The organism is Streptomyces sp. SID14478 (genome assembly GCF_010548525.1).
In the GTDB taxonomy this organism is placed as follows: domain Bacteria; phylum Actinomycetota; class Actinomycetes; order Streptomycetales; family Streptomycetaceae; genus Streptomyces.
Map to the genome: position 1 here is coordinate 1 of NZ_JAAGMG010000811.1, position 16,496 is coordinate 16,496.

General features: G+C 72.0%; 15 protein-coding genes and 1 pseudogene. 7 read left to right on the top strand and 9 right to left on the bottom strand.

The genetic code is table 11. From position 1 onward, the window contains the following. Positions 1–408: 408 nt before the first annotated feature. Entirely contained in the window at positions 409–879 is a 471-nt protein-coding gene (locus tag G3I40_RS26580) for a GNAT family N-acetyltransferase (RefSeq protein ID WP_164304691.1), read from the top strand. A gap of 8 nt (positions 880–887) precedes the next feature. On the opposite strand, the gene G3I40_RS46580 is transcribed toward G3I40_RS26580, so the two are convergent. The 3 genes from G3I40_RS46580 to G3I40_RS26590 form a co-directional block, all read right to left on the bottom strand. Continuing rightward, positions 888–1,025 (bottom strand): hypothetical protein, encoded by a 138-nt coding sequence (locus tag G3I40_RS46580; protein ID WP_203644835.1) that lies wholly within the window; start codon positions 1,023–1,025, stop codon positions 888–890. Between the two features lie 137 nt (positions 1,026–1,162). Further along, on the bottom strand, positions 1,163–1,657 hold the full coding sequence (locus tag G3I40_RS26585) for a DUF402 domain-containing protein (protein ID WP_164304692.1): 495 nt from the start codon (positions 1,655–1,657) through the stop codon (positions 1,163–1,165). Then, positions 1,635–2,570, bottom strand: coding sequence for a GNAT family N-acetyltransferase (locus G3I40_RS26590; protein WP_164304693.1), 936 nt, complete (start codon positions 2,568–2,570; stop codon positions 1,635–1,637). Before G3I40_RS26590 ends, G3I40_RS26585 begins: the two co-directional genes overlap by 23 nt. Before the next feature lie 71 nt (positions 2,571–2,641). On the opposite strand from G3I40_RS26590, the gene G3I40_RS26595 reads away from it, so the two are divergent. Then, positions 2,642–3,007: a GntR family transcriptional regulator gene (locus G3I40_RS26595; protein ID WP_164304694.1), complete on the top strand. Its 366-nt coding sequence runs from the start codon at positions 2,642–2,644 to the stop codon at positions 3,005–3,007. A 56-nt stretch (positions 3,008–3,063) separates the two neighbouring features. Here the strand turns inward: G3I40_RS26595 and G3I40_RS26600 are convergent, their stop codons facing one another. Beyond that, positions 3,064–4,158, bottom strand: a complete 1,095-nt coding sequence (locus G3I40_RS26600) for a DUF5925 domain-containing protein (protein ID WP_164304695.1) — start codon at positions 4,156–4,158, stop codon at positions 3,064–3,066. Positions 4,159–4,298: 140 nt separating this feature from the next. On the opposite strand from G3I40_RS26600, the gene G3I40_RS26605 reads away from it, so the two are divergent. Further along, positions 4,299–5,720, top strand: coding sequence for a xylan 1,4-beta-xylosidase (locus tag G3I40_RS26605; protein ID WP_164304696.1), 1,422 nt, complete (start codon positions 4,299–4,301; stop codon positions 5,718–5,720). Between the two features lie 82 nt (positions 5,721–5,802). On the opposite strand, the gene G3I40_RS26610 is transcribed toward G3I40_RS26605, so the two are convergent. The 4 genes and pseudogenes from G3I40_RS26610 to G3I40_RS26625 all read right to left on the bottom strand — a co-directional run. After that, positions 5,803–9,735: a lipopolysaccharide biosynthesis protein gene (locus tag G3I40_RS26610; protein ID WP_164304697.1), complete on the bottom strand. Its 3,933-nt coding sequence runs from the start codon at positions 9,733–9,735 to the stop codon at positions 5,803–5,805. Further along, positions 9,728–10,561: a polysaccharide deacetylase family protein gene (locus G3I40_RS26615; protein WP_164304698.1), complete on the bottom strand. Its 834-nt coding sequence runs from the start codon at positions 10,559–10,561 to the stop codon at positions 9,728–9,730. Before G3I40_RS26615 ends, G3I40_RS26610 begins: the two co-directional genes overlap by 8 nt. After that, entirely contained in the window at positions 10,558–11,553 is a 996-nt protein-coding gene (locus G3I40_RS26620) for a glycosyltransferase family 2 protein (protein WP_164304706.1), read from the bottom strand. Before G3I40_RS26620 ends, G3I40_RS26615 begins: the two co-directional genes overlap by 4 nt. Before the next feature lie 20 nt (positions 11,554–11,573). Beyond that, positions 11,574–11,831: pseudogene (locus tag G3I40_RS26625) on the bottom strand (glycosyltransferase family 2 protein); the annotation flags it as partial. Between the two features lie 48 nt (positions 11,832–11,879). On the opposite strand from G3I40_RS26625, the gene G3I40_RS26630 reads away from it, so the two are divergent. From G3I40_RS26630 to sucD, 3 genes are all read left to right on the top strand, one after another. After that, positions 11,880–12,167: a hypothetical protein gene (locus G3I40_RS26630; protein WP_164304699.1), complete on the top strand. Its 288-nt coding sequence runs from the start codon at positions 11,880–11,882 to the stop codon at positions 12,165–12,167. A 434-nt stretch (positions 12,168–12,601) separates the two neighbouring features. Next, positions 12,602–13,780, top strand: coding sequence for an ADP-forming succinate--CoA ligase subunit beta (sucC, locus tag G3I40_RS26635; RefSeq protein ID WP_164304700.1), 1,179 nt, complete (start codon positions 12,602–12,604; stop codon positions 13,778–13,780). A gap of 21 nt (positions 13,781–13,801) precedes the next feature. Beyond that, entirely contained in the window at positions 13,802–14,683 is an 882-nt protein-coding gene (gene sucD / locus G3I40_RS26640; RefSeq protein ID WP_164304702.1) for a succinate--CoA ligase subunit alpha, read from the top strand. A gap of 86 nt (positions 14,684–14,769) precedes the next feature. Here the strand turns inward: sucD and G3I40_RS26645 are convergent, their stop codons facing one another. Beyond that, positions 14,770–15,990: a helix-turn-helix domain-containing protein gene (locus G3I40_RS26645; RefSeq protein WP_164304704.1), complete on the bottom strand. Its 1,221-nt coding sequence runs from the start codon at positions 15,988–15,990 to the stop codon at positions 14,770–14,772. A gap of 122 nt (positions 15,991–16,112) precedes the next feature. Between G3I40_RS26645 and G3I40_RS26650 the strand changes: the two genes are divergently transcribed. After that, on the top strand, positions 16,113–16,496 hold a 384-nt coding region (locus G3I40_RS26650; RefSeq protein WP_239091953.1), incomplete at its 3' end, for a DUF6350 family protein.

The following is a 16,496-nucleotide window of genomic DNA, read 5'->3' on the forward strand; positions in this document are numbered from 1 at the left end:
GCGGCGGGCGAGGCGGCGAGGGCGGTCAGGGCCAGCGGGGCGACGCCCGTCGCGGCGAGGGCGGCGATCTTGCGGCGTGCGGGCATGGGAGAACTCCTAGGGGGACGACAGGGGTGGGGGGAGGCTCCGTCGACGTGCGGTGAACGGACCCCGGTGACAAGCAAGTTAGCCCGCGAAAACGCCCCGGTCGGCCCTTGCGGCCCCGCTGAGTCGATCTTTATGGCCCGCTTAAGGCGCGGCTCAGATGGAGATCAGACAGCGGCCCGCGCGCCCTGGGAGAACCGGCGACGGCGGCGCTCGCAACGCCCCGTCCCACCGCGGCTCGGGGACACCCGTGCCCGCCGCACCGTGGCCGCTCGGGAAGAAGCCCCTGGTGCGGGGCAGGAGGCGTGGCGTAGACAGGACCGCATGAGCGAACGCACCACAGGCCGCACGATCCGCCCCGCCGTCGACGCCGACGTACCCGCCGTCCGGGCCGTCACCGACGCGGCGTACCACCACTACATCGCCCGCATCGGCATCGCGCCCCAGCCCATGGAGGCCGACCACGCCGCGAACGTGGCGGCGGGCCTGGTGTACGTCACGGGGGAGCCGGACGTCCTGGGGCTCGTGGTCGTGCAGGCGCGGCCGGACCATCTCTTCCTCGACAGCATCGCCGTCCGCCCCGACGCCCACGGACAGGGTGTGGGCCGCGCCCTGCTCGGCTTCGTCGACGAGCACGCGCGGCAGCTGGGCCTGCCCGAAGTACGGCTCTACACGCACTACTTGATGGTGGAGAACCAGAAGATCTATCCGCGGTACGGCTACGAGTTCGTGGAGCGCCGCGTCGACGGCCCCTACGACCGCATGCACTACCGCAAGCGTCTGACGCCCATGTGACGGCCCGCCTACTCGTCCGGCCACCACGTCTTGCGCACGTCCTTGCGCACTTCCGGGCGCTCGCGTGCCTGCTCGGCCGCTTCTTCCCGCAGCCGGCGCGTAAGGGTGCTCGCGACGGTCGGCTTGTGCATGGTCACTCGGCGCATGGTGCCTCCTGTACCTACACGGCTTCCAACGTGGTGCTGTTGTAGACCTGTTCCCGGAGCGTTGCTCATCGAAGCGCAATTGTCAGTGGCGGTTGTCACGATGAGGGAATGACGTCCTCACGGCACCGTACGCAAGGTCAGTCCAGCAGCCGGGCGAAGCGGCCGTCCCGTGCCAGGACTTCCAGCTCGTCCAGGGCCCGGTTCGCCGCCTCGGCGGCGGCCGGGTCCCGCTCCGTGAGGCCGCTGTCCGCGAACTCGTCCTCGTCGAGGCGGATCACCTGCGAGCCGTCGGCAGACACCCACAGGTCGAGGTCCAGGTCCTCGGACAGGAGGGTGGCGCCGTCGCGGACCACGGGCCGGGTGATGTCGCAGTACCAGCCCTTCAGCGTCCCGTCGCCCGCCCGGACCTCCTTGATCGCGTACCAGCGGTCGCGCCAGTAGTGCTCCGTGAAGACGTCGCCCGGCTCGAAGCGGACGAAGCCGAAGTCGCGGACGCCCTTGCCCGCCCAGTCGGCGCGCACGGTCAGGTGCGTGCCGTCGTCGGCCAGCAGCCGCGCCGGGTAGCCGATCTTCGTGCGGCCCGCCTTCACGAGCGTGACCAGTAGTTCCTCAGGAGTCGAGGGTGCGGACATGGCGGACCTCCGTCGCGTCGATCTCGTAGCCGAACCACCTGTTGATCGCGAGCATCGGCTCGTTGCCCGCGTCGTTGCCCGTGTACGCCACCGTGCAGCCGGCGGCGCGGGCGCGGTGCAGCGAGTCGCTCTTGGCGAGCTTGGCCAGTCCCCGGCCGCGGAAGGCGCGGGCCGTGCCCGTCATCCCCGTCGCGTAGCGGCCCTCGCCGTCGGTGCGGGCGAGGGTGAACGCGACCGGGGCGCCGTCCACCACCGCCACCGTCGTCAGGGCGTGGTCGAGGAGGGGCTGACGCCAGGTGTGCGTCAACCAGTGCGCGTAGTCGGTGAGTGCGGAGCCGACGTCACCCGGCTCGTCCGCCAGCGTCTGAGCCTGCAGCGCGAACAGCGGGCGGGGGTCGTCCGCGTAGTCCGCCGCCGTGACCAGCTCGACCCCGGGAGCGGGGGACTGCCGGGGCGGCAGGGTGCCGGCCGCCAGGTCCAGGCGCAGGAAGTGGGCCGAGCGGCTCCTGCGGTAGCCGCGGGCCGCCGCCCACGCCAGGTTCCGCGGGCCGTCCAGGGACCAGCAGAACACCTGCCTCGCGCCGTGCCGCGCGAGGTGTTCCTCGGCCGCGCCCAGCAGCAGACCGCCCGCGCCGCGGCCCTCGTGCCCGGGATGCACGTACACGTTGGCGTAACCCTGGCCCGGCTCCGGGCTGTCGTGCGCGATGCCGACCTGCGCCGTACCGATCAGCTCGCCGTCGTCGGCCACGGCGACCAGCTGGCGGTAGTGCGCGTCGGGATGGACGTGCAGGGCGTCGTGCACCACGGAGGCCGGGGTGGCGAGCAGGGCCGGCAGACAGATCCGGCGGATCCGGGCGAAGCCCTCGGTGTCCGCCGGGTCGTCGGGGCGCACGGTGCGGACGATCACGGTCATGGGGCCGCACGCTACGCGCCGCTCGCGTCCGGGTGCCTCCCCTTTTCCCGCGCTGCGGCAGAATCTGCCCTGTGACCTTGAAGCTCCGCATTGACGACAGCGCCGCGCCGTACGAGCAGGTGCGCGCCCAGATCTCCGGGCAGGCCCGGGCAGGCACCCTCCCGGTCGGCTACAAGCTGCCCACCGTGCGCGGCCTCGCCGAGGAGCTGGGCCTCGCGCCGAACACCGTGGCCAAGGCCTACCGGGCCCTGGAGGCGGACGGGGTGATCGAGACGCGGGGACGCAACGGCACGTTCATCGCCGCCGCACGGGACGCCGCGTCCCGGGAGGCCTCCTCGGCGGCGCAGGCGTACGCGGAGCGCGCCAAGCGGCTCGGGCTGTCCGAGGAGGCGGCGCTCGCCACGGCCCGGGACGCCGTGCGGGCCGCGTTCTCCTAGGCACCGGGCTCTTCCCGGGGCACGCATACCCACCTGGACACCGGGCGGGCGCCCGCCTACAGGTACAGGCCCGCGTCCGCCTCGCCCCGCTGGTCGGGGACGGACGTGGGGGAGATGCCGCGGCGCAGCGCGTACAGCTCGGCCAGGGTCGCGCCCTCGCGGCCGACGCCCTCCTGCGTGCCCAGCCAGGTCACCGCTTCGCGGCGGGTCAGCGGGCCCACCTCGATGCGGGCCAGACAGCGGCCGGGCCGGACGACGGCGGGGTGCAGGCGCTCCAGGTCCTCGTTCGTGGTGACGCCCACCAGGACGTTGCGCCCCTGGCCGAGCAGGCCGTCGGTCAGGTTGAGCAGACGCGACAGGGCCTGGCCCGCCGTGTGCTTCGCCTCCCCGCGGATCAGCTCGTCGCAGTCCTCCAGAAGCAGCAGCCGCCAGCGCCCCTTCGCCGTCCCGTCGTCCTCGCCGATCGCGATGTCCATGAGGTATCCGACGTCGGAGAACAGCCGCTCGGGGTCGAGGACGCAGTCGACCTGGCACCAGTCCCGCCAGGAGCGGGCCAGCGTGCGCAGCGCCGAGGTCTTGCCGGTGCCCGGCGGGCCGTGCAGCAGGAGCAGCCGGCCCGCGATGTCCTCGGGGCGCGTCTTCATCAGGGTGTCCATCGCCTCGGCGACCGGCTCCGTGTAGTTGGACCGCACCTCGTCCCACGTACCGGCCGAGATCTGCCGCGACGTGCGGTGCGGGCCGCGCCGCGGCGAGACGTACCAGAACCCCATCGTCACGTTCTCCGGCTGCGGCTCCGGCTCGTCCGCCGCGCCGTCCGTCGCCGACGTGAGGATCTCCTCGGCCAGCTCCGCGGTGGTCGCCGTCACCGTGACGTCGGCGCCCCTGTTCCACCGGGAGATCAGCAGCGTCCAGCCGTCGCCCGCGGCGAGCGTCGCGCTGCGGTCCTCGTCGCGTGCGGAGCGCAGCACCCGGGCGTCCGGCGGCAGCAGCGTGGCGCCGGAGCGCACCCGGTCGATGTTCACGGCGTGCGAGTGCGGCTGCTCGCCCGTGGCGAAGCGGCCGAGGAACAACGCGTCGACGACGTCGGACGGCGAGTCGCTGTCGTCGACACCCAGCCGGACCGGCAGCGCGTCGAACGGGTTCTCAGACATGCCGCCATGATCCGGCACGGACGAGTCGCCCGCACGGGATTTCCGCAGCACGTCACACCTGTGACCCGGTGAATCCTGTGACCATCCTGTGGCAACGGACCCTGTCCCTCCGCCAACTGCCCTCGTTACGCTTGCCCTTGATGGGACGTCATGGGTGGAATTCGGGGGCATGGCGGTGGCGGATCGCCGCCCTGCTCGGCGTGGGGGCGGCCGCTCTGGCCCTGGTGCTGACGGTGCTCAGCCCCCTTCCCGACAGCAAGGGTTCCACCGCGGGCACCACGCCCGACGGGGACAAGGTGCACGGCACGCCCGCCGAGCCGCCCGTGCGGCCGGGCCCCGAGGTCGGCTGGGGATTCACGCACACCGAGCACTCCGCGGACGAGGGCGCCGACGCCGCCGTCGCGCGCGCCCGGAGCATGCTCGGTGAGCAGCCGATGCCGCAGGACCAGGCCATCATGGGCTGGGGCGCGGACAACCCCGAACCCGACAAGGGGCTCTATCAGTTCGGGGACCTGGACCGCCGGATCGACTTCGTCCGGAAGTCCGGCGGGACCCCCGTCGTCACCCTGTGCTGCGCGCCGGACTGGATGAAGGGCGGCGAGCCGGGCCCGGACCGCACGGACTGGAGCCAGTCGAACCTGGAGAAGGCGCCCGACCCCGAGCACTTCCAGGACTTCGCGAACCTGGCGGCCACCGTCGCCAAGCGCTATCCCGACGTACGTCACTTCCTCGTGTGGAACGAGTTCAAGGGCTTCTGGAACGAGAGCCAGGCCCGCTGGGACTACGAGGGCTACACGAAGCTCTACAACCTGGTCTACAAGGCCCTGAAAAAGGTCGACGAGGACATCATGGTCGGCGGCCCCTACCTGGTCATGGACAGCCTCAGCCCGCAGCAGACCGAGGGCACCTCCGACACCTTCAAGGGCGCCTGGGGGCGCATGGACCAGCGCATCGTCGACGCCTTCGACTACTGGAACGAGCACAAGGCCGGCGCGGACTTCGTCGCCGTCGACGGCTCCAGCTACACGAACGACGACGAGATGCTGCCCGACGAGTTCAAGGCCACCGACAAGTTCACGGCCGTCGGCTCCTGGGTCCGGCAGCGGACCGGGAACCTGCCGCTGTGGTGGGCCGAGTACTACGTGGAGCCCGCGGACGGCAACGACGAACGCAAGGGGTGGAGCGAGCCGCACCGGGTCGCCGTCCACGCCGCGGCTCTGATGGCCATGGCGAAGGGCGGCGCGACGTCCGGGTTCTACTGGAGTCCCGAGACGCAGAAGGGCAGTTCGTGCGCCGGCTGCCTGTGGCGGCCCACGGACCGTGCGTCCGGGGGCGGTGCGCTGCCCCTGCTCGGCCTGCTGTCGCGGTTCGACGACGAGTTCGGCCCGGGCACGAAGTACCGGAGCGTGACGGTCGCCGAGGACGACGTGCCCCACGTCCGGGTGCTCGCCGACGACAAGGCCGTCCTCGTGGTCAACACCCTGAACCGGGCCATCAGCGCGAAGGTCGACGGCAAGCGGTTCCAGATGCAGGGGTACGAGGTGAAGTGGCTGCGGCGGTAGCGCCGTTCGCCCGGGCCGGGGTGAACGGGGGCAGCGGGCGCCACGGCCCACCTGCCCCCGCGCGACGCCTCCTGCCCCCGCGCTAATGGAGCCCCATCGTGAGGAACCGCTGGATCAGCGACGCCAGCACCACGGCCAGCAACGGCAGCGAGAACCAGAACGTGCTCTGCAGCCAACGCAGTTGCCGCACGCCCGGGCGGATCGCCACCCGGACCACCTCGCGCGCCGTCAGGAGCACGATCAGCGCGAGCGCGGCCAGCGCGCCCACCACCGACCACGGCGTCCAGGTGATCTGCGGGCCGATCGGGCCCGGCTCGGCCTCGGCCACCTTGCCGGTCGGCTCCTGGCGCAGCCGGTACATGGTCACGTCCTCGTTGACGTAGACCTTCTTCAGCTCCTGCCGGTTGTCGAGGTGCTCGACGAGCCGCGTCGGCCAGCTCTTCGCGTAACCGACGTCCAGTTGGAGGTAGGTGACCTGACTCTTGTTGATCATCAGGTACGAGTCCGGGCCCGCGTCCTTGAGCGACTTGACGAGTCCGCCGACCAGCACCGGGTCGACCGGCGCGAGCGTCGGCACGTACTGGACCTTCTCCATGTCGCGGGCGCCCCACGGCAGCGACGGCGTCACGTTGTTCACGGTGTCGTCGCTCATCCACAGCAGGCGGACCGTCGGATCGTCGTGGGCGTAGACGTAGTCCATCGCCGCGACCTCGCCGGGCAGGATCCGCTCGAACGGCTCGTTGCCCCAACGGGCCACCAGGAAACCGCCCATGAGCACGAGCCCGGCCATCAGCGCGGCCAGCGGGGCGAGGCTGACCCGGTCCCGGTCGCGTTCCTTCGCCGTCACGCCCGTGCGCGGGAACAGGGCGAGGCCGGCCAGCAGCGCGGCGCCGGGCAGCGCGAACATGAAGACCCGCAGCGCCATCTCGCCGCCGTACGACTGCATGCCGAAGCCCAGGAACGGCACGAAGGTCAGCACGACCAGCGACCGCTCGCGGTACTTCCACTCGCGCCGGCGCCACCAGCCGTAGCAGGCGAACGCCATCACGGCGCCCGCGAGCAGCACCCGTGTGTACAGGACGAGCTTGTGGGTCGAACTGCCGCCCTGTATACGGCCGGAGACGGAGGAGGTGACATTGCCGCCGACGCCGCCGACGCCGCCGAACAGGTCGTTGAAGTGCCCCGACCAGTACGGCTCCGCGAGGAAGCCGAGCCAGACCACGACGACGACGCCGAACAGCAGTGGCAGGCCGCGCAGTTCGCAGCGGCCCACCAGGACCAGCACCGCGAGGACGCCCAGCATCACGAACGGGGTGAGCTGGTGCGCCGGGACCGTCGCCGCGAACAGCGCGATCAGGACGACGAGCAGCACCGCGCGCTGGCGCCGGTCCGTCGGCTCGACCTCCAGCTCACCGGGGCGCCGCTTGGTCCACAGCACCCGGGGCGCCCGGAACCAGACCAGCAGGATCGCCACGAACACGAGGTAGAGGAGGTACGTGAAGCCCTGCGGCGAGAAGTAGTCCTGGCCGACCCAGCCGCTCAGCACGAAGATCCACAGGCCGGTCCACTTGGCCCGCCAGCTCGCCCGGACCGAGCGCAGCAGCAGGAACATCGGTGCCAGATACAGGAGTTGGACGGCCAGCGGCCACCAGCGGATGACCTCCGTGAGGTCGCTGACGCCGCAGGCCTTGGCGACGAACGCGGCCAGGGCGAAGAACCCGGGCCAGCTCCAGCGGGCGTCCAGGTCGGGGACCGCGGTACCGGTGCGGTCGATGTAGTCCAGGAAGCCCAGGTGCTGCCAGGCCGTCGCGAACCGCGGCTCCGACTCGATGACGGCGGGCAGCGCGTGCAGACAGACGACCGTGGCGAGCAACGTGAGCAACAGCAGTCGTCTGTGCGGGCGTTCGAGCCACAGCAGCGAAGCGAAGACGCCGATGAGCAGCGCGGCGCCGAGCAGGGTCAGGGGCGGCAGGACCGAGATCAGGCCGAGCCCGCCCATCGCGTCCAGATCCGTGTCGCCCATCCCGAGGACCGGGCCCCAGTACAGGCCGAGGGCCGCGACGAGCAGCAGGGAGAGGACGGCGGCGGCCGGGGTGATCCGCGCCCGCCGCTTCCGCTCCGCCGGGACGCCGGACTCGGACTCGGGCTCGGACCCGGGCTCGGACTCCTCGGAGGGCGCTTCCTCGGGCGTGGCTTCGCTCCCGGCCCCATCCCAGGACCCGTGCTCGGACCCGGAATCGAGGTCGAGGTCGAACGGCGCGTCCGGCTCGACCTCGAACAGCGCCTCGGACCCGGCGTCGTACGACACCCCTGCGCCGCCCTCGGTGTGCCCGCGGCTCGACGCCTGCGAGGCCGAGGACGCCTCCTCGACGGCTGAACGGGGCATGGGTGGCGGCGACTTGAGTGCCCACGTCGGCCGGTGCGTGCCGTCCGGCGGGGTCGCCGGAGCCGGGCGCACGTCGGGCCGCCACTCCTGGTGGTCGAGGTTGAGCTGCACCGCGAGATGCAGCGTGTCGGAGTCCATCGCGTCGCGCAGCGCCCACTTCGGACCCTGCCGCTCCGCCGCGCCGGCCGGTACCTTCGCCGCCCCCAGATCGGCCAGGTCGCCGTCGGGCGCCGCGCCGTCGGCGGCCGGTGCCGGGGGAGCGGCGCGCAGGATGCGCCACAGCTTCGGTGCGGCGATCGCCACGATCACGGCGAGCGAGGAGATCTCCGCGACGCCCGCGCCCGTCAGCCCCATCCGGGGCAGGAGCAGCAGCGTCAGACCGAGCACCAGGACGCACAACAGGCCCTGCAGCCAGGCGAGTCCGGAGGTGCGGCTCTGCGCACGCAGCACCGCGAAGTACGTCTCCATGACCACGCGCAGGGCCGCGCCGACCGCGAACCAGCGCAGCAGCGGCGTCGCCGCGTCGGCGTAGTCCTGCCCGAACACGCGCAGCACGTAAGGCGCCAGGAGGAACAGCAGTCCGCAGATCGGGATCATGATGCGCACCATCCGGCGCAGCGCGGCCCGGGTGTTGGCCGCGAGCTGCGCCGGATCGTGCGAGCCCTCCACGGTCAGCGAGGCGCCCATGTTGATGGCCAGCAGGTTGACCGTGCCGCCGATCGTGGTGGTGATGTAGAAGTACGCGTTGTCGGCGGAGCTGACCTGCGAGGCGATGAGGACCGGTACGAGGTAGACGACGGCCAGCGAGAACAGCGACCCCGTGTAGTCGCCCGCCAGGAAGCGGCCCATCTCGCGCAGCGTCGGCGGATCCGCCCTCTGCTCGGTGGCCTTGATGTGCCGGGGCACGAGCCGCCGGAACACGAGCAAGCCCAGCGGCACCACGGAGAACGCGATCGCGACGACCCACGACACGAACACGCCGGCCGTGGGGATCGCCACGGCGAACGCGACGAGCAGCCCCAGCTTCACCGTGGAGAACACGGTGTTGCCGACCGGCACCCACAGCGCGCTGCGCAGCCCCGTCAGCACCCCGTCCTGGAGCGTGAGCAGGGACCAGGCGATGACGGCCGCGACGAAGCCGAGCCCGTGCAGCGTCCCGTGCAGGAAGCGGTACGACGGCCCCCACGCGTCCAGCGTCAGCAGGAAGACCGTGGCCGCGCACGCGACGGCCAGCGAACTGCCCGCGTACGTACGGAAGATGAAGCGCCCCGTGCTGCGCCCCGCGATCGGGATGAAGCGGGCCAGGGCGCCGGTCAGCGTCACGGCGGTGATGCCGGCGAGGAACTTCATCGCCGCGATCGCCGCGGACCCCTGGCCGACGGAGTCCGCCGAGTAGTAGTGGGCGGCGGCCAGCCAGAAACCGACGCCGAGCACGCCGGAGATGCCGGTGTTCAGCATCAGCGCATAGGCGTTGCGGAACAGCTGGTTACCGCCCCCCGACCCCATGCCCTCCGGTCTGCCCTTCCTGCCGCGGCCCATGCCGGGCAGCCTGAGTCTGCGACCGGGCGGCGCCTGCGGCCCGGTCGCGGTACTGGTGGGTGGTGCCTGGGCGGTGGTCGTGTCAGACACGGGTACGGGTTGCCTTCCGGCGGGCCTGTCGGGCTCTGCGGACCACGGCGTACCCCTTGGTGAGGGTACGGTCCCTGGCGAACTGGCGGCCGATCCCGCGGCCCTCGACCAGCCGCTCGAACTCGGCGGGGCCGGTGGACCGGCGCACGGTGACGCGCCGCAGGGCGTACGGGCCCTGACGGCGACGGGCGAGGGCGTTGCCGACGGCGAGCGACTGGGCGAAACCGGCCGCGCGCACCGCCCGCCGCACCCTCCGGTCGGAGTGACCGTACGGGTAGGCGAAGGAGACGGGCGCCGTGCCCAGCTCGCCGTCGACGATCTCCCTGCAGCGCCGCAGCTCGAACTCCAGGTCCTCGGCGTCGAGTTGGTCGAGCTGCGGATGGGTGTGGCTGTGCCCGCCGATCTCGAAGCCCTGCGCGGCGAGCGCCCGCACCTGGTCCCAGTCGAGCATCGTGTCGAGGCCGCCCCCGGTGTCGTACGGCCCGCGCAGCCACCCCGTCGAGACGAACAGGGTGGACGCGAAGCCGTGCTCGGCGAGGACGGGCAGGGCGTGCCGGTGCACGCCCTCGTAGCCGTCGTCGAAGGTGATCAGGACGGGCCGGTCCGGCAGCGGCCGGCCGCCGCCCCGCCAGATTCCGGCGAGGTCGGCGGTGGTCAGCGGGGTGCACCCCAGGTCCGCGAGTATCCCCATCTGCTCGGTGAAATCCGCGGGCGCCACGGAGAGCCCGCGGGTGGCGGGTCTCGGGTCGTGGGCGATGGAGTGGTACATCAGGATGGGGACGGCCCGCTCGGCCGCGCCCCCGGATGCCTGCTGCCGCACCGTCATGCCGCTTCCCCCACGTCCCCCTCGCCCCGGTCGTTCGGCGCGACGCGGAAGGTCGCGCCCCCGCCGCGTGCCCGGAAGCTCCCGAGTACGTACCCGCCGGCCGCGGCCGCCACTCCGGCCACGATGGCCCCGGCCCGGCCCGCGCCCCCCGGCCTGGCCAGGACGAAGTCGCGCACGCCGCGGGCCACACCGGCCGGCAGCACCCGGCTCGTGTACGCGCGCTCGCTCTCCAGGCCCTTGTCCGCGCCGACGCTCCGGGCGACCAGGGCCTTCGACAGGCCCTCCGCGTAGGCGCGGGTGCGGAAGTAGGAGAACTGCTCGCGCCCGGCCGGGACCCGGTGGTGGATCACCGCCCGGTCGTCGATCAACAGCACCGCGTCCGGTCGGGCGCGGGACAGCCGGATGCACAGCTCCGTCTCCTCGCAGCCCAGCGGGCGCCTGTCGCCGTCGCGGCCGATGCCCGTGGCGAAGCCGCCGGCGAGGTCGAAGGCGGCGCGGCGGAACGAGGCGTTGCCGCCCAGCACGTTGCGCACCTCGACCCTGCCGGGCGGCAGGCCCTTGTACGTGCAGCCCACCACCCAGTCGAACTCCTCGGGGAACCAGACGGGCCGGCGCCCCGAGGCCCAGATCGGTTCGGTGCGTCCGCCGACCGCCATCACCTTCGGGTCGGCGTACCCGTCGGCGAAGTGGCGCAGCCAGTCCCGCTCCGCGACGGCGTCGTCGTCGAGGAACGCGATGATCTCGCCGCGCGAGGCGGCGATGCCGGTGTTGCGCCCGGCGGACAGGCCGCGCGGGCCCGCGTTCGCCAGGACCCGCACGTCGGCCGTCTCTCGGTACTCCTTGGCGAGACGCTCGCGCAGCGTCGGGTTGTGGTCGACGACCAGCAGGGTCTCCAGGGCCGGATGCGACTGCGTCCGCACGGAGTCGACGGCGGCGAGGATGTCGGTCCAACGGTCCTCGGTGTACACGCAGATGACGACCGAAGCCGTCATCCGCGCGTCATGATGTTCCGTCAAGACCCTTCTCCCCGCACCGTGTCGAGCCGCGCGGCGGCGAGCTTGCCGCGCTGGGCGCGCCGGTTCGAGCGCTCCTTGAGGATCACCTTCAGCACGCGCAGCCCGTCCCGCACCGCGCGGAGGTTGCTGGCGCCGTGGATGCGCAGGTACTCGTGGCTCGGGATCTCCTGGACCCGCAGGCCCGCCTTGACGACCCGGATGTTCATCAGGGTCTCCACCTCGAACCCGGTGCAGTCGAGGTCGATGTCGTCGAGGCCGTGCACCCGCTCGTGCAGCGGGTCGTCGACCAGGTCCGGCCCGTCGTGCAGGGCGTCGGCAGCAGCGCGCACGGGCTGGCGCGGGGCGTCACCGGCGACGTCACGCCGTTCGTGGGCGGGGTCGTCGGGGACGACGTGGCGCCCTTCGCGCAGACCGTCGTCGGCGACGAGGTGCGGCCGCTGGCGCAGGGCGTGACCGGCGAGGTCGCCCCGTTCGCGCAGGACCTGACCGGCACGGTCGTCGCCGACGCGGTGCCGCTCGCGGGCAACGCCGTCAGCGGTGTGCAGGGTGTCGCCGGCTCCGTCGCGCCCAGCTACGTGCAGGGCATCTGACGACGGACCTCTGACCGACGCCGCTGAGCCCGGTCGGCCGAAATCCGTCGGCGCGACCGGGCCGACCGTCGGCGTACCGGCGGGCGACCCGTGGGGACGGGCAGCCCGCCTCGGGCCCTGGTGAACATCCGGGGCTCTTCGGGTGGCCTCACCGTGCGTACCCCCGCACGGTGAGGCCGCGAACAGTGGCGAACAGCGCCACAAACGGGACGCTCTGTGACCGGTATCACCGCTCAGGTGTGATCTGCGATTTAGAAGGCATCGCTGAGCGGCGATAACCTGCGAGACGGACATGCCGCGTACCGGGCCACCGTGTACGCCTCCCTAGTGACAGCACTCGTCACATGTGACAGCGGAGTCACGTTGCCCCTCGCGGCACGCCCAGCAGACAGCAGACCGCAGAACCGCGAGATCACTGATAGGGACGGACGCGCGTGGACCTGTTCGAGTACCAGGCGAGGGACCTCTTCGCCAAGCACGGAGTACCGGTGCTGGCCGGTGAAGTCATTGACACGCCTGAGGCCGCGCGCGCCGCGACCGAGCGTCTCGGCGGCAAGTCCGTCGTCAAGGCGCAGGTGAAGGTCGGTGGCCGGGGCAAGGCCGGTGGCGTGAAGCTCGCCGCCACCCCCGACGAGGCCGTCGCACACGCGACCAACATCCTCGGCATGGACATCAAGGGCCACACGGTCCACAAGGTGATGATGGCCGAGACGGCTCCGGAGATCGTGGAGGAGTACTACGTCTCCTTCCTCCTGGACCGCACCAACCGCACCTTCCTCTCCATCGCCTCCGTCGAGGGCGGCGTGGAGATCGAGGAGGTGGCGGCCACCCGCCCGGAGGCCGTCGCCAAGACGCCGATCGACGCCAACGTCGGTGTCGACAAGGCCAAGGCCCTGGAGATCGCGGCCGCCGCGAAGTTCCCGGCCGACGTCGCCGACAAGGTCGCCGACGTGCTGGTGACGCTGTGGAAGACCTTCATCGAGGAGGACGCCCTCCTCGTCGAGGTCAACCCCCTCGCCAAGGTCGCCTCCGGCGACATCATCGCCCTCGACGGCAAGGTCTCCCTGGACGAGAACGCCGAGTTCCGGCACTCCGACCACGAGGCCCTGCAGGACAAGGACGCGGCCGACCCGCTCGAGGCCGCTGCCAAGGCCAAGGGCCTCAACTACGTCAAGCTCGACGGCGAGGTCGGCATCATCGGTAACGGTGCCGGTCTGGTCATGTCGACCCTGGACGTCGTCGCGTACGCCGGTGAGAACCACGGCAACGTGAAGCCGGCCAACTTCCTCGACATCGGTGGCGGCGCCTCCGCCCAGGTGATGGCCAACGGCCTGGAGATCATCCTCGGCGACCCGGACGTCAAGTCCGTGTTCGTCAACGTCTTCGGCGGCATCACCGCCTGCGACGAGGTCGCCAACGGCATCGTCCAGGCGCTCGCGCTCCTCGAGGAGAAGGGCGAGAAGGTCGAGAAGCCCCTCGTCGTCCGCCTCGACGGCAACAACGCCGAGCTGGGTCGCAAGATCCTCTCCGACGCCAACCACCCGCTGGTGCAGCGCGTGGACACCATGGACGGCGCGGCCGACAAGGCCGCCGAGCTCGCGGCCGCGAAGTAAGGGACGAGGGACAGAACAGCCATGGCTATCTTCCTCAACAAGGACAGCAAGGTCATCGTCCAGGGCATGACCGGTGCCACGGGCATGAAGCACACCAAGCTCATGCTGGCCGACGGCACGAACATCGTCGGCGGCGTGAACCCGCGCAAGGCCGGCACCGAGGTGGACTTCGACGGCACGTCGATCCCCGTCTTCGGTTCCGTCGCCGAGGCGATCGAGAAGACGGGCGCCAACGTGTCGGTCCTCTTCGTCCCGCCGGCCTTCTCCAAGGCCGCCGTGGTCGAGGCGATCGACGCCGAGATCCCGCTCGCCGTCGTCATCACCGAGGGCATCGCCGTCCACGACTCCGCCGCGTTCTACGCGTACGCGAAGTCCAAGGGCGACAAGACCCGCATCATCGGCCCGAACTGCCCGGGTCTGATCACCCCCGGTCAGTCGAACGCCGGCATCATCCCGGGCGACATCACGAAGCCGGGCCGCATCGGCCTGGTCTCGAAGTCCGGCACGCTGACGTACCAGATGATGTACGAGCTCCGTGACATCGGCTTCTCGTCGGCCGTCGGCATCGGTGGCGACCCGGTCATCGGCACCACGCACATCGACGCGCTCGCTGCGTTCGAGGCCGACCCCGAGACCGACCTCATCGTGATGATCGGCGAGATCGGCGGCGACGCCGAGGAGCGTGCCGCCGACTACATCAAGGCGAACGTGACGAAGCCGGTCGTCGGCTACGTCGCGGGCTTCACCGCCCCCGAGGGCAAGACCATGGGCCACGCCGGCGCCATCGTCTCCGGCTCCTCGGGCACCGCCCAGGCGAAGAAGGAGGCCCTCGAGGCCGCCGGCGTCAAGGTCGGCAAGACGCCGACCGAGACCGCCAAGCTGGCCCGCGAGCTCCTTTCGTAGGCAGCCGCTGTACGCAGATGAGGGGCCCGCACCGGTACCGGTGCGGGCCCCTCATCGTCGCGCGGCAGGCGCGGGGTGCCCGGGCGTCATTCCGCGGCGGGCGCGAGGCGCTCGGGCCCGCCGCTCATCTCCTTGTGCAACTGCTCGCGCAACTGCCGCTCGTGCTCGGTCAGCCGGCCCGGGCCGGTCAACGGCGGGACCCCGCTGACCGGGGCGCCGGGCGCGGGCACCGGCTCGTAGTGCGTCGGGGCCACCCGGACCGTCAGCGCGGTCGCGCCCACGATCAGGACGGTGACGGCGATCGCGGCCCGGGTCCAGAACCGGGTGCGCTTCTCGCCGACGTTCCGTACGAGCGTGGACTTCGGGGCGTCGAGCTTCTCCGCCCCCGCCAGCTCGGTCAGGCGCCGGTGCAACTGCTCGGGCACGCCCAGGTCCGGCAGCTGCTCGGCGACGGCCGCGCGGGCGTGCAGGATGCGGTTCGCGGTGGCCGGTGTGCTGGCCTCCGTCTCGGCGGCGGTCTCCGGCAGGTCCAGGCCCACCCCGTCGTAGAGCAGCAGGGTGCGCCGGTAGGCGGGCGGCAGGCTCATCAGTACGTCGAGGAGCTTGCGGTCGTCGGTCTCGGCGGGCGGTGCGTCCGGGTGGCGGTACGCGGGGCGCAGCCGGTGCCAGGGCGACATCGCGTACTCGTACGCCGCCGCGCGCACCCAGCCCGCCGGGTCCGGGTCGACCGCGACCTCGGGCCAGCGCTGCCAGGCCAGCTGGAAGGCGCGCTCCACGGACTCGCGGGCCAGTGCCCGGCGCCCGCTGAGCAGATAGGTCTGCCGCACGAGGTGCGGGGCGGTGTACGCGTAGAGGGCGTCGAAGGCCTCGGTCGGAGTGCGGCCCGGGGGCTGCTCCGGACCGGTGACGTCGCCCTCGGCATCGGAGTCGGCATCAGCACCGGTACCCGCACCGGCGTTCGCGGCCGCGGGGCGCTCCTTGACGGCGGTGACGGTCCCGGACCGTGCCTTCGTACCGGAACCCGCACCGGAGGCGGCCTCCGCCCCGGCTCCGGGCCGGGCCGTGGCCTTGGTCAGGGGGACCGGTTCCGGGCGCGGTTCCGCGTCGACGTTCAGCTCTGCCAGGACCTTCGCGTAGACCTCCCGTTTGCGGCCCCGGGGCGCGGTGCGGCCCGTCTCCCAGGACTGGACGGTCGCGCGAGTCACGCCGACCCGTTGCGCGACCTGAGTCTGCGTCAGCGACTTCGCCACGCGGATCCTGCGGCGCTCGGTGGGTGTCGGCAGTGGGGTTGCGGGACGCTGCGTCATCGGGAACTCCACACACCCTTTCGCGCGAAAAAGTACATAAGCGTATCTTGAGCGACACATCCGTACTTCGCCTGTTGCGACGGGAAAGCGCGTGTCGTTGGGAGCATGGGCCGGTGACCCAGATGACCGGCCGTGGACTGTCATTGCCCCTGCTGCTGACCCGGGTGCGGGAGCGGTCCCCAGGGCCCGCCGCCGGAGTGTTCGGCGGCCTCGTGGCCGCGGGGCTCGGGCTCGGCGCCTGCGCCGTGCTCGTGATGGTGCTGTGGATCAGTTCGCCCTACCCGGACAGCGGACCCGGCGGCGCCCTGCACACCGCCGCCGCGCTGTGGCTGCTCGCCCACGGCGCCGAGGTGATCAGGACGGACACGCTGTCCGGGAGTCCCGCGCCGCTGGGCGTGACCCCGCTGCTGCTGCTCGCGCTGCCCGTGTGGCTGGTGCACCGGGCCGCCCGGGACGCCGCCGAGGACACCGAGGGGGCGGAGGCGGCGGGCGTGTGGGGCGGGGTC